Below are 14,910 nucleotides of genomic sequence, written 5' to 3'. Positions count from 1 at the left end.
GGGGGGGGGCCCCCCGGGGCGCCCCCCCGGGGGCCCCGAGGTGATCGAGTGGCGAGGATTGTCAACCGGTCAGCGTGAGCCTCGCGGTCAGCGCGGCGACAGCCGCGCCCTGGGGGTCGAGCACCACCGTGTACGTCCCGGCCACGGGCAGGGTGGTGGCACCGAAGCTGCACGACGTGCCGCAGTACTGCGACGACAGCAGCACCGAACCGTCCGGCTTCAACACCCACACCTTGGCGCCCAGCGAGCCGCCCCCCGCTCCGGCGGAGAAGGCGAACGCCGCCTTCTGCCCGGCCCCGGCGGTGAAGGTCCACGTGCCGTTCTGCCCCGGCGTCGCGGTGGTCAGCGCCGCCGCGGTGCCGTCCGCCGGCAGCGGGGCGGTGACGTCGGCCGGAACGGTCCAGACCTTGGCCGTGAGTGAGCCGACCGCGGCACCCTGGGGGTCGAACACCACCGAGTAGGTGCCGTCCGCCGGCAGCGCCGTGGTGTCGAAGAAGCACGCGTCACCGCAGTACTGGGCTCCGCGCCAGACCGAGCCGTCCGGCTTGAGAACGGACACCTTGGCCTTGAGCCCATCGAGCGTGCCCCCGGACAGGTCGACGAGGACGCGCCGGCCAGCCGTGCCGGTGAACGTCCACACGCTGTTCTGCCCCGGGGTGGCGACCGTCGTCCGGCTGGCCGTACCGTCCGTGGCGACCGCGGTCGCCGGTACCGCGGGCACGGCCCACGCCTTGGCGGTGAGCGAGCCGGCGACACCACCGGAGGACCGCAGGGCAACGGTGTAGGTGCCGTCCACCGGCAGCACCATGGTGTCGAACCCGCAGGACGTGCCGCAGTACTGCGAGGAGAGGAACGCCGAACCGTCCGGCTTCAGCACCGACACCTCGGCCTTCAGCGAGGTGAAAGTACCCCCGGACAGATCCAGGTAGACCCGCTGCCCCGCCGTACCCGCGAACGTCCACGACCCGTTCTGCCCCGGCACCGTCGTCGTCAGCGTCGACCCCGTCCCGTCCAGCAGGAGCGGGCGCACCACGTCCGTTGACACACTGGCCGTCATCGACCCCACCGACGCACCCAGCGGGTCGAACAGAACCCGGTAGACACCGTCCACCGGCAACGAGGTCGTCGGGAAGGTGCACGTCGGACCGCAGTACTGCGCCGAACGCAGCACTGAACCGTCCGGCTTCAGCACCGACACCTGCGCCTTCAACGAATCCAGCGTCCCACCACTGAAACCGAACGCCACCCGCTGCCCCGCCGTACCCACGAACGTCCACACACCGTTCTGACCGGGCACCGTCGTCGTCAGCGTCGACGGCGTACCGTCGGACGTGACCGCAGCGGAGAGGTCGGCGGGAACACTCCACAGTCGCGCCGTCAGCGAGCCGACTCGGTTGCCCTCCGGGTCGAACACCAGCCGGTAGGTGCCGGTCGCCGGAAGCACGGTCGTGTCGAACACGCACGCGGGGGCACAGTACGAGCTGAGAAGTGTGCCGCCGTCGGGCTTCAGCAGCACGGCGCGGGCACTGGTGCCGCCGATCGTCCCGTCCGAGAAGCTGGCGGAGATCCGTTGCCCGGTCGTCCCGTTGAACGTCCAGACGGCCTTCTGTCCGGGCAGTGTGGTGCTCTGCCGGGACTGCGTACCGTCCGCAGGGATCGCCACAGAGGTGTCGGTGACCGTGAAGATCCGTGCCGTCAGGGGCCCGGTGGCGGCGGCCCGCGGGTCGTACCGGAGCGCGTAGGTGCCGTCCACCGGCAGGATCACCGGGTCGAACCCGCAGGCGGCGCCGCAGTACTGCGCGTCGAGCAGCACCGAACCGTCCGGCTTGCGCAGCGAGACCTGGGCGTCGTAGTCGCCCAGCTTGCCGCCGGAGAGGTCGGTGTAGATCCACTGGCCCGCCGTACCGTGGAAGCTCCAGAGGCCGTTCTGGCCCGGGGCGTTCACCGTCACGGTCGACGCCGTGCCGTCGGTCGCGACGGTCGCGACGGCGTCGGCCGGGATGGCCGTCACCTGCAGCGCGTACGGGCCGGCGGCGTCGTTCTGCGCGGTGACCGAGAGCCGGTGGGTGCCGGCCGCCGGGCTGCGCACCTCGGCTCCCTGGCAGCCGTACCCGGAGCCTGCGGTGGCGCCGGTGGGCGTCAGCAGGCTCCAGCGCAGATTGGCGTTCCCGCCCGGGCAGGCGGTCGGACGGACGTAGACCGCCGAACCGGCCGGGAGGTCGAACCGGTACTCGTCCTGGGCGGCGGCGTTCTCCAGGTTCCCGGCTCCGGGGCCGGGAACCCCGTCCGAGACGGTGAGCGGGAGCGTGGCCGTGAAGGACTGCGGCGGTACGACGTCGACGTGCAGCGCCAGATTGTCGACGCCGAACGCCTGGCCGCCGATGCCGCTGACGCCGGTCGCGGCGATCGCGAACTCGGCCTGGCTGCCGCCGTGGGTGAACGGCACGGTGACCCGGTACCTGGTGTACGGCACATTGCCCGAGAGCGTGCCGGTGGCCACCGGGGTGAGAGCGCTCGGGGTGATCACCACCGAAATGCCCCGGTCGGTGCGAACGGTGACCGTCTTCGCCTCGCTGCCCGGGGTGGTCCAGTCCCCGATCGCCAGCAGGTCGAACGCCAGCGTTCCGCCGAGGTGCGGTGGCAGGCCCTGGACGTAGGAGCGGTAGGACTCCGTGCTGGTGAAAGGACCCGCGAAGGAGGTCGTACCAGGGTCGGTCGCCAACCTCGACGGCACCAGGTTGGGCGGCAGGGAACCGCCCTCGAAATCGGTGGCCAGGTCGCCCTCCGGACTCACACCCCGGGCCTGCGGGTCGGTACCGACGATCCTGCGCTGGGCTGCCGCGGTCGCGAACCGGGCGTCGGCGGTCAGCGCGAGGTCGAGGACGCAGCCGTTGAAGGCCGGGCCGGCCGGCACGCCCGCAGCTTCGCACTGCGTGGAGGCCAGCGCGACCTGGTCGGGCGCAAGGTCGTGCCAGGTGACGATCGAGCGGGGGAAGGTGAGGTCGGTGAAGGTCCCCGTGCTCTGGCCGGCACCGTAGGTGAACAGCGACGACTCCGCGGTGACCCGCCAGGAGTCCGCGTAGTCGCCGTGGAGCAGGGTGGCCGGGGCCTTGGCCGGCAGCGGGCTGCCATTCGCGTACCGCAGGTCGTTCGCGGGATCGCCGTCGGCGTTGCCGAAGAGCCCGACCAGGTCGCTGTCCGCCGACGGCGGCACCCACAGACTGGCCTTGCCGTACGACCAGGTGAAGACCGGACCTCCGACCCCCTGCCAGGTCACCAGGTAGCGACTGGCGGAGTCGCGGGTGACGAACGTGCCCTCACCGAGCGACAGCAGCTTGCCGGCCTGCAGCGGGTAGGGACTGCCGTCGAGGACGAAGCCGTTGTTGTCGAACTCGACCCGGTGGGCGTTGACGTCCATCGCGACCCGACCGACCGTGGAGACATCGCTGCCGCCCCACAGGGGGGTGAACCGGCCCTCGATGGTGAAGTTGTAGCGCTCGGACTCCGCGAGCACGAACTCTCCGACCGACTGGAGGTCGTAGCTCAGCCCGTCGACGGTCGTGATGTGCGGATCACCGTTGGCATTCGCGCCGTAGTGGTCGACCAGGTACCAGAGGATGAGAGTCGCGAGCACCACTCCACCCAGCGCGAGCGCGGCCGGCGCGGTCAGCCCCACCTCCACCAGGAAGGCCACGCCCGCGGCCGTGCCGAGCCAGGTCTCGAGTTCGGCGACCAGCGCGGCCGCGACGACCGTCGCGGCCCCGGCCGCGAGAACGCTCTGGGGGACGCCGTCCCGGGCCAGGACCTCGATCTTCTCCAGCAGTTCCGCAGGTACCGGTACCGGCACGGGCGGCACCGGAGGAGTGGTCGGCTCCGCCGTCGGCGAACTCGTCGGCGAGGCCGTCGGCTGGCTCGACGGCTGGCTGATCGGCGGCGAGGGCGGCTGGACCCGGTCCTTGTCGCAGACCTCCTTGTTCTCATCCTCCTCGACGTGCAGCAGCCCGGCCTGCGGTGAGGTCGCCACGTAGGTCCGCCGGATGAACCCCTTCTCCCCGCTGGGGAGTTTGCATGACTCCTTGGAGTCCCAGACCTGGAACTCGTCCCGGTACGGCCCCCACCGGTTGAGCACGGTACCGCGGCGGACACCCGCCATGCCCTGGTTCCGGAAGTGCTGGATGTACCCGTCGACCTGGTTGCCCCAGTCCGCGTAGTCCTTGTTCTCCGTGGTCTTGGCCTCGTAGACGTCGACTCCGGCCGCGGCGTTGGCACGGTCGTACACCACGATGTCCGGGCGCTTGCTGTCCGGCAGCTGCATCTCCCACTGGACGTTCGGACTGATCAGCCCCTGACTCGGCGTCTCCAGCCGGTCACTCAGGAACTTGACGGCGCGAGCCTGCCCGATCGCCTCGACCCCCTGGCCGCAGGACGACCTCCGCAGCACCAGCCCGGGCGGGCCCGCCTGCAGACAGCCGGGCACCTCCTTCAGTCGGCGCCGGGTCGTGTATTCGTACCCGTTGACGCAGCGCTTCGCCTCGCCGCTCTGTCCGTTTTTCCAGTTGGTGTCATTCACACAGGTGGCAGCGGCCGCGCTTCCATGCCCCCAGTACTGCTCAATGGGAACAATGAGCCCGGCTATCAGTACCGCGGTCAAAAAGAGACATAAACGACGCACATCTGCTCCGAAGAGTGGTGGGTGATCATGCGGCGCCGATCGTAGCCAGCCGCGATCACTCCGGACCAGAGCGCAGACGAAACATTTCGCGTAACTCTCCGGATGTATCCGGTACGCGCGCCATCGGGCCCGAACCGGGAATTCACCCATCGGCGCCGTTCGCCCCGATACGGGTGGATCAATCCTCACCACCGAAATGCCCCGGAAGAATTCGGGGCTCTTCGGGACGGAACGGATCGACGAGAACGTGAAATCGGGCACGGACGAAACCGTCCGTGCCCGATCCCGGTTCGGCCGGAGCTAGAACACCTCGCTCACATCGAAAAATCCGACCTCGTACGTCGAGGGGAGTCCGAGCACGGAGCGGGAGTCGGTACCGTCGAGCGCGCCGACGAACAGGCCGCCGGGCAGCCGCTGGACCAGCCGTTCGGCTGCCACCGCGGACACCCCGCCCACCTGGCCGGGCACCCGGTCGAAGCGCCGGACCCCTCCGGTGGCCACGTCATGGAGGAACAGCGGCGGAACGCTCTCGTCGGAGAACTCCTCGACCAGCAGGAGTTCCCGCTCACCGGTCCACGCTCCGTTGGGGCTGCCCAGGGCCGCCAGCCCCTCGTACCGGGCCAGGACCGAACCGTCCGCCAGGGACAGCACCACCGTGTCGGTGCGGTCCTCCTCCTCGTCGACGAGGCCCACCGCCAGCAGTGTGCCGTCGGGCGACCACGCCACCCCGCTGTCCGACCGCCAGCCGTCGGCCGACCACAGCGGCTCCCGTGTACCCGTCTCCAGGTCGGTGACATCCACCCGCACGCCGTCCTCGTCGGCCAGGGTGGCCATCGACCGCCCGTCGGGCGAGAGCGCCGCCTGCTCGACGAGGCCGTCCACGTCCGCGTCGAACACCCGCCGCTCGCCCGTCGCGAGGCGGAGCAGCACCAGGTCCCGGTCCGGCCGGTCCTCCGGTCCGGTGCGGAACAGCAGGTGGGCGCCGTCCCAGGACAGCGCCAACGGCACCGCTTCCGGACGGCCCGGCAGACCTGCCACCCCGACGAGCTCACCCGTGTCCGCGTCCGACACCAGCAGGGTCGAGGCCCCTTCCGGTGATCGTACGAGCGCCGAGAACGCGGCCCGCCGCACCGGCCTCGGGCCGATCGTCCCGGGCCTGAACTCCGCTGACCTGTCCGCCATCACGGCACCTCCACGGCTCTCCGCCGGGCCCTCCCCGGCCGCGCCGGAGCATAGCAACCGGGGATGTCCGGCCAGGGCTGGAGCGGCCCGCCCTGCGGGGTGTCCGGTCTTCTGCCGCCGGCGTCAGCCGGTGGGGGCGAGGGTGGCGGTGGTGGGAGCCGCGGTGAGCCAGGGGCGGTCGCGTTCGGCGTGGCGGACGGCGGGGCCCATGGCGCAGCCGGCGGCGAGGAAGAGGACGCCGAGGACCAGCCAGCCCGGGCCGCCGCCGTCGAGGAGGAGGGTGGTCAGCAGCAGTGGTCCGGCGGTGCGGGCCACCGCCACTCCGGTGCCGAAGAAGCCCTGGTACTGACCGAGCCGGTCGGCCGGGGCGAGGTCGAAGGCGATCTGCCAGGATCCGGCCGACTGCTTCATCTCTCCGACCACCTGGAGCACCGCACCGCCGACCAGCAGGGCGGCCATCGCCCAGACCGGGACGGGCGCGGCCGAGAGGGCGAAGACCGCGCAGGAGGCGAGCAGGACGGCGCCGGCCTGGCGGACGGCCCGGGCCGCCGACGGCAGGCCGGTGACGGCGCGGGCGGTGCGGACCTGGAACAGGGTCACGCCGACGGTGTTGAGGACGAAGAGCGCGGAGCCGAGCCAGCCGAGTTGCGGGGCGCGGTCGGCGATCCAGAGCGGGATCACCAGGCTGAGCAGGGGCATCCGCAGCAGCAGCACGGTGTTGACCAGCGTCACGACCGCGTAGCGGCGGTCCGCCAGCACCGCGAAGCCGCCATCCCGGCGGCGGGGAGCGTCCGCCGTCGTGCCGTCCGCCAGTCCGGCCTTCGCCGCCGGAAGCGCCGCCGGGAGCACCGCCGGGGCCACCGCCGGCAGCCGCAGCAGGATCAGCCCCGTGGCCAGGAAGCCCAGCGCGGTCAGCGTGAACGCGGCGAGGAAGGCCGCCCTGGTCCCGACCGTGAGCGCGACGCCGCCGAGCGCGGCGCCCACCGCCAGCCCGGCGTTGAGGGTGGCCTGCAGCCGGGCGAGCGCCGCCGTCCGCTCGCCGTCCGGGACGAGTCCGCCGACAAGTGCCTGCCGGGCCGCGCCCAGTCCGGACTGGGCGGTGGCGTAGAGGCAGGCGGCGACCAGGAACGGCAGGAAGTCGTCGACCACGAGGAACGAGGCGACCACCGCCGCCGTGGCGAGCGCGAGCGCCGCCGCCGTGCCCCGGGGGCCGCGCCGGTCGGCGAGGTGGCCGAGCGGTACGCCTGCGACCGACCCGATCGCCCAGGCCACCGCGAGGCCCAGGCCGAGCCGGGTGGGCGAGAGGCCGACGATCCGGGTGAAGTACAGCGCCGAGCTGGTGTAGTAGGCGCCGTCGCCGATCGCGCTCACCAACTGGGCTGTCGCGAGGGTTCGTTGGGATCCGGACAGCGGGGTGCGGCGGGACGGCACGATACTCCTGGGGTGGTGGGCCATCAGTGGTTCTTCGGTGTGGACACCAGTCTGTGCCGATGGCGGACCATGCGGAAGGTCCAGTGGATCATCATGACCCTGGGCCACTTCGGCAAGTCGCTTTCCGGACGCCCGCGCTCCGGCTCGCCCCCGCTCCGGCGCCGACCGCGCCCCGTCCGCCCCCCGGTATGCGGCACGCGCCCCTCGGCGCGCCTTACCCGGACGGCGGTACCGCGCGCCCCGCCCGGCGTGTTCCGCGCCCTCCGTGTCCACCCCGTCCGACATCCGCACAGATGTCCGACCATGCGCCAAGTGCCCGTGTTGACCGGCCAGTAGGCCCCTCCTATGCTCATCCGCGTTCTCGTTCGCGAACGTGGACACGACCAGAACGTGCCCGCTGTCGCGAGCACCGTCCGGCACCGCCCGGCACAGGGGCGCGACCCTCACGGCCCGCCCGTCCGGAAGCCGTCACCCGGCAAGAGGGGCTCCTCCCATCAGCATCTCCATCGTGCCCCCGGCCGCCACGGGCCCCGCCGCCGAGCAGCCGCCCGCCCCCGAGCCCCTGGCCGCCGACGCCGACACGCTCGCCACCGCCACCGCCACCGCCACCGCCACCGCCACCGCCACCGCCACCGATCGCCGACGCTTCCTCACCTACCTGCTCGCCGCGCCGACCCTGACCGTCGCCGCCCGGGCCGGACTCGACACCGTCGCACCCGCCACCGCCCGGGCCGCCGAGGCCCCGCCCGCACCACCCGCGCCCCCGCCGGCCGCGCCGCCGGCCGCTCCCTCCCAGTTGCTCGGCCTGCCCGGTATCCCGGACATCGTCGACCTCGGCCAGGCACTGCAGGTCGCCGGCCTGCCCACCGCGCACCTGCTAGTCCTGGAGATCACCACCGCCGGCCGCGCCGTCCTCCACCTGCCACGCCTGGAGGTCGGCCAGGGCCTGACCACCACGGTCGCCATGATGGTCGCCGAGGAACTCGACGCACGGCTGACCGATGTCGACGTCCCGCTCTCCGACAGCCGCCCCGACCTGCTGTTCAATCAGCTCACCGGCGCCTCCAACTCGGTCCGTACGCTCTACGACCCGGTGCGCGGCGCCGCCGCCGCCGCCCGGGCCCGGCTGGTCACCGCCGCCGCGCGCCGCTGGTCGCTGCCCGCCGACACCCTGCGCACCGCCGACTCCGCCGTGACCGCTCCCGACGGCCGCCGGGCCGGCTACGGCGAACTCGCCGCCGAGGCCGCCGCCGTCGTCGTGCCCGCCGTCCCCGCCACTCCCAAGCCGCCCGAGCAGCGCCGGGTGATCGGCCGCCCCACCGGCCGGATCGACGCCCGCGACCTGGTCACCGGCCGCGCCAAGTACGCCGGCGACCTCGCCGTGCCCGGCGCGGTACCGACCGTCGTCGCCCGGCCCACCACCATCCACGGCACCCTCGCCTCGCTCGACGCCTCCGCCGCCCGCGCCATGCCGGGGGTGCTCGCGGTGGTCACCGTCCCCACCGGGGTGGCCGTCCTCGCCGAGACCTTCGACCAGGCCCTCAAGGCCCGCGACGCGCTGCGCACCACCTGGAACCCGGGCCCGGTCGCCGCGCTCTCCGACCCCGACATCCGGGGGAAACTGCGGGCCGCGCACGCGCCGTTCCTGATCCCGCCGCTGCTCACCCAGTACGTGGACGGCGAGTTCGACTTCGCCTTCGTCAACCACGCGCCGATGGAGGTGCTGACGGCGATCGCCGACGTCCGCCCGAACCGCGCCGAGTTCTGGTTCGCCGCGCAGACCCCGATCGTCGCGCAGCAGACCCTCGCCGCCGAACTCGGCCTGCCGCAGGACGCGGTGACGGTGCACGTGGTGCGCGGCGGCGGGTCCTTCGGCCGCCGGCTGTTCTACGACGCCGCCGTGGAGGCCGCGCGGATCTCCCGCGCCGCGGGCCGCCCGGTCAAGCTGATGTGGACCCGCAACGACGACATGCGGCACGGCCGGATGCGCCCCGCCAGCCACCACCGGGTCCGCGCCACCTACGGGCTCGGCCAGGTACTCAGCTACGAGCACCGCGCCGCCACCGTGACGACCGACTTCGGCCACGGACTCGGCGAGGCCCTCACCGCCGCCGGCTTCCAGCTCTCGGTCGCCGGGCTCTCGCTCGCCCAGGCCTTCTTCCTGCTCAGCCAGAGCAACCCGTACGACGTGGGCATCCCGACCCAGCTGCTGGCCGAGGTGCCGCTGAAGATCCCGACCGGCAGCTGGCGCTCGGTCTACTCGGGCACCGTCCGGGTCGCCGACGAGATCATGATGGACGAGCTGGCTCGCCGCCTCGGCCAGGACCCGGTGGCCTTCCGCCGCGCCCGGCTTCGGGAGCCGGCCGGCCGGGCCGTGCTCGACACGGTCGCCCGGGCGGGCAGCTGGGGCCGCGCCATGCCGGCCGGACAGGCCCAGGGCATCGGGTACCACGCAGAGAACGGCGGCCGCACCGCCTACCTGGTCGAGATCGACGCGACCGACCCGCGGCAGCCGCGGGTCACCAAGGCCGTGATCGCCGCCGACGTCGGCACGGTGGTCAACCCCACCGGCCTGGAGGCGCAGCTGACCGGCGCGCTGATCGACGGGATCTCGGTGATCCTCCAGGCCGGCAACCACATCGACCGCGGCGCCGTCCGCGAGGGCAGCTTCGGCGACTTCCACTACGCGCGGCAGCGGCACACCCCGCCGGTGGTCGAGATCCACCTGCTGCCGCCGAGCGGGCCGCCCGGCGGAGCGGGCGAACTGGGAGTGCCGGCGGCCTCCGCGGCCGTGGCCAACGCCTACGCCCGGGCCACCGGGACCAGCCCACGCTCCTTCCCGATCAACTTCTGACTTCCCCTCATTCCCCGCCTTCCCGACCACGTCCGACCCGCTCCCCACGAACCCCCGAGGAACGCGCCTCCGATGCCCAGCCACACCTTCGTCCTCAACGGCCGACCGGTCACCGTCGAGGCACCGGACGACATGCCGCTGCTCTGGGTACTGCGCGACAAGCTCGGCGTCACCGGCCCCAAGTACGGCTGCGGCGTCGGCGTCTGCCGCGCCTGCACCAGCCACCTGGACGGCGAGGAGATCCAGCCCTGCACCGTCCCGGTCAAGGACTGCGCCGACCGCCAGGTCACCACCATCGAGGGCCTCGCCGACGGCGACACCCTGCACCCCGTCCAGGAGGCCTGGCTGGACTGCGACGTCGCCCAGTGCGGGTTCTGCCAGCCCGGCCAGATCATGACGGCGGTCGCACTGCTGCGCCGCAACCCCGCGCCGACGGACGCCGACATCGACCAGATCCAGAACATCTGCCGCTGCGGCAGCTACCCCCGGATCCGCGAGGCCATCAAGCGCGCCGCCGCCAGGACCGCGCCCGGCCGCTGAGTCAGGACTGGTCCCAGGCGTCGACGGTCAGCAGCGCGTCCGCCGGACACGCGGCGATCCGGTCCGGGCGCAGCTCGCGCGGCCGGAACTCGGCTCCGCGCCCGGCACCGAGCACCGAACCGTCGGCGAGCAGCGGCAGCACCTCGCCCGCCCGGGCCGTGAACCGGTGCGGGTAGCCGTCGAACGCCGACTGCTCCGCCCGCCCGGCCGCGACCAGCCCGGCGATCCAGTCCAGCCCGCCGATCCCGGCCTCCCACTTGGCCAGCACGACGTCCTCGCCGTCCCCCGCCGCCGGCACCGTCACGACGAACCACCAACCGAGCATCCGACACCCCGTCCCTGCCGCCCCCGTTCGGACCACCCCGAGCGTACGCGCCGCCGCGCGCCCCGGTGTCCGCGCGCCGCGCCCGCCGCGGCCGTGACCGGATCATCCGTCGGGACCGGTCGGTGCGCGGGGTGAAACCGGGATGCTGACCGGCGGCGGGCGGACCGCCGTACAGCGCGCCCGGGCCACGACACGTCCCCGTCCCCGGACCCTACGGACGCCAATGCCTGCACGGCCGCGCCACCTCCACCCACCCGTCGAGATCACGGGGCACGCCGCCCCTTCACGCCCTGCGGTAGAAGATCGCTACTGATAGCGCTGCTGCTCGCGGGTACAGCTCGAACTCGGCGCGCGCAAAAAGATCCTCGGTACTGGCTTCCCAACCAGCGAGGGCCATCTGTCGGCCACGCACAGGAGAAGCATGGGATCGGCGCCCTGCGAGGGCCAGGCCAGGACGCCGATGGCGGCGATCACGTAGTTGCTGGAAGTCGTTGTTGTAGAAGCTCTCGTCCTCGCTCATGCCGATGCCGTAGGTGCTGCCGTTCAGGGTCACGGTCTTGAGCCCGTCCAGGCCGAGCGTCGGTGCCACTGCGTTGGTGTAGGTGACCCACCCGTCGCTGACCGTCATCGGCAGCATGTGAGTGGAGACTGTCGGGTCGGCGGCCGACGCCAAGGCCGGTGCGGTTGCGCCGAACATGGTTCCCGCGCTCAGCAGCAGAGCGGTGGCCGGAGCGGCCACCTGCCTGGCGCGGAGCCCGAGTCGTCCCGCAGTGCTGCTCATAGTGGGGATCCCCTCCTGAGTGAGAATGAGGCGGTATCCACGTTGACCTCCCAACTTCCTTACAGATATCGGAGGTTGCGACTACACAGTTCGTCCTGGCCGCGCCCCGGCCGGTTGTGCCCCGGTGCGGCGAGGTGGCAGTCTGGCGATGCGGCGCCTGCGGGGCCGGGAGTCGGCTCTTGGACATCAGACTGATGTGCCGTCAGAGGGGGCCTGGTGGACGACTCGGATTCGGTGGTGGGCCGCGTCGGTGCGCGCGGAGGGTCGGTCGGCCTGCTCGGCGCCGCCCTGTGGTTCCTTGACGGGGCCGCCCTCACGTTCGGCCTGGCCTCGATCCTGACGATTGGGCTGCTACTGCTGGCGGCCGGCGCGGCCGGCGCCGTGCTGCTGGGGCGCTCGGCCGCCTTCCGGCGCTCCTGGCCCATGGTGCTCGGTGGTCCGGCGGCCGTGCTCGCCTACCTCGCCTACCTCAACCGCTCGGGGCCGGGCACCGTGTGCACGACGACCATGACCTCCAGCAGCTGCGTCGAGGAGTACTCGCCGTGGCTGTTCCTCGGGCTCGCCGTCCTGCTGCTGGTGGTGGCGGCCGGCCTCTGGTACCGCGCCGTCGGGAGCCGTGCCGCGTAGCGGGCGGGCCGGGTCGGGGCGAGGCGACGGTGGCCGGCGGGTCAGGTCGGTCGACGAGCCGCCGGCGACGCTGCTGAAGGACCCGGTGGCCGAGTTCGCCGCGGAGTTCGATCCCGGGTCGTCCGCCCGGGCGGAGTCCCTGGACGGACCGGGACCGCAGCTCTACGCCACAGCTGCGGCCATGGGCGGCCGTGGTGCTGCGTGCGCTCGCCTCCGAGCTGCCCATCTCCTGGGTCACTGCGGACTCGGCCTACGGACAGGAGGGACGCTTCCGTCGCCTGCTCGAACAATCCGGTGTCGGCTACGTCCTGGCGGCGCCCAAGTCCCGGTTCAGCGTGGGATGTCCACGCAGCGACGGGCTGTTCGCCCGGGCCCCGGCCGGGGCCCGGCAGCGGGTTTCGGCCGGGGACGGCGCCAAGGGGCCGCGTGTCTACGACTGGGCGGCCATCCGACTGCCGGCCGTGGCCGAGTACGACTACCGGGGCGAGCTCCTGGGCCGCCGGCGGTGGGGCCGGCCCGCCGCAGCCTGGCCAAGCCCATCGAGACCGCCTGCTACCTCGCCTACGCACAACTTGATACGACGCTTTCGTCTGGAGCCGCGGCTGAGGAGGGCGTCCGGCCGCCGACGCGCCGCCGCTGCCGACGCCCTGCAACTCTGCACCCCACGACGCCCGGCGGTCCCGGGTCCGCTCCGCGCTAACCGGCGGCCCCGGGGTCGCGGCCGAAGAACCCGGCGAGCCGGTCGTACACCGGCGCGTCCTCGGCGACCGCGACCTCCGGGCCGAAGGCGTGCTGCTCCTCCTCGCTCCCCCGGTACTCGGGCCGCAGCGCGCCGCGCGCCCAGGCCAGCGCCGCCCGCCCGACCTCCTGGTCGAGCCCGGCGGTGGACTGGCCGGTGGCCCGGGCGAGGTCCCAGCCGTGCGCGGCGAACTCGGCGATCTGCTGGTCCACCGGGAAGCGGGCCGGCAGTTCCCCGACGCCGGGGACGTCGACGACGCCACCGAGGTCGCCCACCCGGCGCCAGGCGGCCACCAGACGCTCCGCGCCGGACTCGAAGCGGTGCAGCCAGTCGTCCTCGACCCGGTCGAAGGGGTCCGACCAGTCGGGCGTGCCGCCCTCCGCCCGGACGGTGAACTGCCGCAGGTCGTTCAGCAGGTGACTGACCAGCTGTCCGACGTCCCAGGAGTGGCAGGGGGTCGGGTGGCCGGCGAGTTCGGTGCCGGCGCCGTCGATCAGCCCGGCCGTCTGCGCGAGCGCGCGGGCGAGCAGCTCGATCGGGTCTTCCGCTCCGGTCATGACGCACCTCTCCGTCGGCGGGGCCGCACCGGCCCCTCACGCGGGACCCGTGCGCGGGCGCGCGGCCGGTTCGGACGCGCGCCCGCACACGTGGTCGGACCGGCCGATCGTAAACGCGGGCACCGACGACCGGCCCGGAGCAACACCCCGGGCCGGTCGTCGGTTTCGCCGGCCTGGGGTCAGCCGGCGAAGCCGCCGTCCACGGCGATCTCGGCGCCGGTGATGTACCGGCCCTCCGCACCGGCCAGGTGCGCGATCGTGGCGGCGATGTCGGAGGGCCGGCCGAAGCCGCCGACCGCGGTGAAGGCGGACTGGAAATCGGCGCCCGGGCCGTCCGCCGGGTTCAGCTCGGTGTCGATCGGGCCGGGGTGGATCACGTTGACGGTGATCCCGCGCGGGCCCAGCTCGCGGGCCAGTGCCTTGGTGAGCCCGATCATCGCGGCCTTGCTGGTGGCGTAGAGGCTGCCGCCCCCGAAGGCGGCCCGCTTGGCCATGCAGCTGCCGATGGTGACGATCCGCCCGCCCTCGGTCAGGTGGGCCACGGCCGCCTGGGCGAACAGGTACGGCGCCCGGACGTTGACCTCCAGCACCCGGTCGATGTCGGCGAGGCCGGTCTCCTCGATCGAGCCCATGTGGCCCACCCCGGCGTTGTTGACCAGGATGTCGAGGCGGCCGAAGCGCTCGGCCACCGCCCCGACCACGGCGCGGACCTGCTCCGGGTCGGCACTGTCGGCCCGGACCGCCCAGCCGCGCCGGCCCATCGCGGTGATCTTGGCCGCGACGGCCTCGGCCCGGTCGGCACTGCCCAGGTAGGTCACCACCACGTCGGCGCCGTCCTCGGCGAGCCGCAGGGCCACCGCCTCCCCGATCCCCCGGCTGCCGCCGGTCACCAGGGCCACCTTGCCGTCGAGCGCTGCGATACCGGTCGTGATCGTCATCTCGTCAGAACTCCTCGTGTCGTTCGTGGACATGACTCGATCTTCGGCCGTGGCGGGCCGGGAGTCCGGCGGTATTCGGACCTCGCGTTCAACGTTCAACTACCACCGGCGCGCCCAGATCCGCACGCCTGCGTACGCGCCGCGCGCCGCCGGTCCGCGCGCCTCTGCCCCCTCCCCCTCCCCCTCCCCCTGCCCCCCCGACACGCCGAACGGCCGCCCCGGGGGAAGGGCGGCCGTTCGGTCCACCGGGGTGCGGGACCCGGT

Annotated in this window: 10 protein-coding genes; 3 read left to right on the top strand and 7 right to left on the bottom strand. The window is 73.1% G+C overall.

The window, feature by feature from the left end; translation table 11 throughout:
• Positions 1 to 61: 61 nt before the first annotated feature.
• From SM793_RS22275 to SM793_RS22265, 3 genes are all read right to left on the bottom strand, one after another.
• Entirely contained in the window at positions 62 to 4,570 is a 4,509-nt protein-coding gene (locus SM793_RS22275) for a VWD domain-containing protein (RefSeq protein WP_320440016.1), read from the bottom strand.
• Between the two features lie 402 nt (positions 4,571 to 4,972).
• The gene (locus SM793_RS22270) at positions 4,973 to 5,854 is read right to left on the bottom strand and encodes a hypothetical protein (RefSeq protein ID WP_320440015.1); all 882 of its coding nucleotides are present in this window, start codon (positions 5,852 to 5,854) and stop codon (positions 4,973 to 4,975) included.
• A gap of 123 nt (positions 5,855 to 5,977) precedes the next feature.
• Positions 5,978 to 7,309 (bottom strand): MFS transporter, encoded by a 1,332-nt coding sequence (locus SM793_RS22265; protein WP_320440014.1) that lies wholly within the window; start codon positions 7,307 to 7,309, stop codon positions 5,978 to 5,980.
• Between the two features lie 484 nt (positions 7,310 to 7,793).
• Between SM793_RS22265 and SM793_RS22260 the strand changes: the two genes are divergently transcribed.
• Positions 7,794 to 10,139 carry a xanthine dehydrogenase family protein molybdopterin-binding subunit gene (locus SM793_RS22260; RefSeq protein ID WP_320440013.1) on the top strand — a complete coding sequence of 782 codons (2,346 nt, stop codon included), beginning with the start codon at positions 7,794 to 7,796 and terminating at the stop codon, positions 10,137 to 10,139.
• Between the two features lie 72 nt (positions 10,140 to 10,211).
• A complete protein-coding gene (locus SM793_RS22255) occupies positions 10,212 to 10,679 on the top strand; it encodes a (2Fe-2S)-binding protein (RefSeq protein WP_320440012.1) in 468 nt (155 codons plus the stop codon).
• 1 nt (position 10,680) lies between these two features.
• Here the strand turns inward: SM793_RS22255 and SM793_RS22250 are convergent, their stop codons facing one another.
• A complete protein-coding gene (locus SM793_RS22250; RefSeq protein WP_320440011.1) occupies positions 10,681 to 11,004 on the bottom strand; it encodes a hypothetical protein in 324 nt (107 codons plus the stop codon).
• Between the two features lie 283 nt (positions 11,005 to 11,287).
• On the bottom strand, positions 11,288 to 11,785 hold the full coding sequence (locus SM793_RS22245) for a hypothetical protein (RefSeq protein WP_320440010.1): 498 nt from the start codon (positions 11,783 to 11,785) through the stop codon (positions 11,288 to 11,290).
• 216 nt (positions 11,786 to 12,001) lie between these two features.
• Here SM793_RS22245 and SM793_RS22240 point away from each other — a divergent pair, with 216 nt between their 5' ends.
• Complete coding sequence (locus SM793_RS22240) at positions 12,002 to 12,412, top strand: hypothetical protein (protein ID WP_320440009.1); 411 nt, start codon at positions 12,002 to 12,004, stop codon at positions 12,410 to 12,412.
• Positions 12,413 to 13,108: 696 nt separating this feature from the next.
• Here SM793_RS22240 and SM793_RS22235 read toward each other — a convergent pair.
• Both SM793_RS22235 and SM793_RS22230 read right to left on the bottom strand, forming a co-directional pair.
• Positions 13,109 to 13,708, bottom strand: a complete 600-nt coding sequence (locus SM793_RS22235) for a TIGR03086 family metal-binding protein (RefSeq protein WP_320440008.1) — start codon at positions 13,706 to 13,708, stop codon at positions 13,109 to 13,111.
• 179 nt (positions 13,709 to 13,887) lie between these two features.
• Positions 13,888 to 14,646, bottom strand: coding sequence for an SDR family NAD(P)-dependent oxidoreductase (locus tag SM793_RS22230; RefSeq protein WP_320440007.1), 759 nt, complete (start codon positions 14,644 to 14,646; stop codon positions 13,888 to 13,890).
• Positions 14,647 to 14,910: the final 264 nt, after the last annotated feature.

This window comes from Kitasatospora purpeofusca, from assembly GCF_034043715.1.
Lineage (GTDB): Bacteria > Actinomycetota > Actinomycetes > Streptomycetales > Streptomycetaceae > Kitasatospora > Kitasatospora purpeofusca_A.
The sequence above is the reverse complement of the archived record's forward strand: the minus strand, read 5'-3'. Positions and strand labels throughout refer to the sequence as shown.

Coding starts and splice junctions, on each gene's coding strand:
- SM793_RS22270 (WP_320440015.1), bottom strand. CDS start 5,854: ATGGCGGACAGGTCAGCGGAGTTCAGGCCCGGGACGATCGGCCCGAGG.
- SM793_RS22265 (WP_320440014.1), bottom strand. CDS start 7,309: ATGGCCCACCACCCCAGGAGTATCGTGCCGTCCCGCCGCACCCCGCTG.
- SM793_RS22230 (WP_320440007.1), bottom strand. CDS start 14,646: ATGACGATCACGACCGGTATCGCAGCGCTCGACGGCAAGGTGGCCCTG.
- SM793_RS22250 (WP_320440011.1), bottom strand. CDS start 11,004: ATGCTCGGTTGGTGGTTCGTCGTGACGGTGCCGGCGGCGGGGGACGGC.
- SM793_RS22255 (WP_320440012.1), top strand. CDS start 10,212: ATGCCCAGCCACACCTTCGTCCTCAACGGCCGACCGGTCACCGTCGAG.
- SM793_RS22245 (WP_320440010.1), bottom strand. CDS start 11,785: ATGAGCAGCACTGCGGGACGACTCGGGCTCCGCGCCAGGCAGGTGGCC.
- SM793_RS22235 (WP_320440008.1), bottom strand. CDS start 13,708: ATGACCGGAGCGGAAGACCCGATCGAGCTGCTCGCCCGCGCGCTCGCG.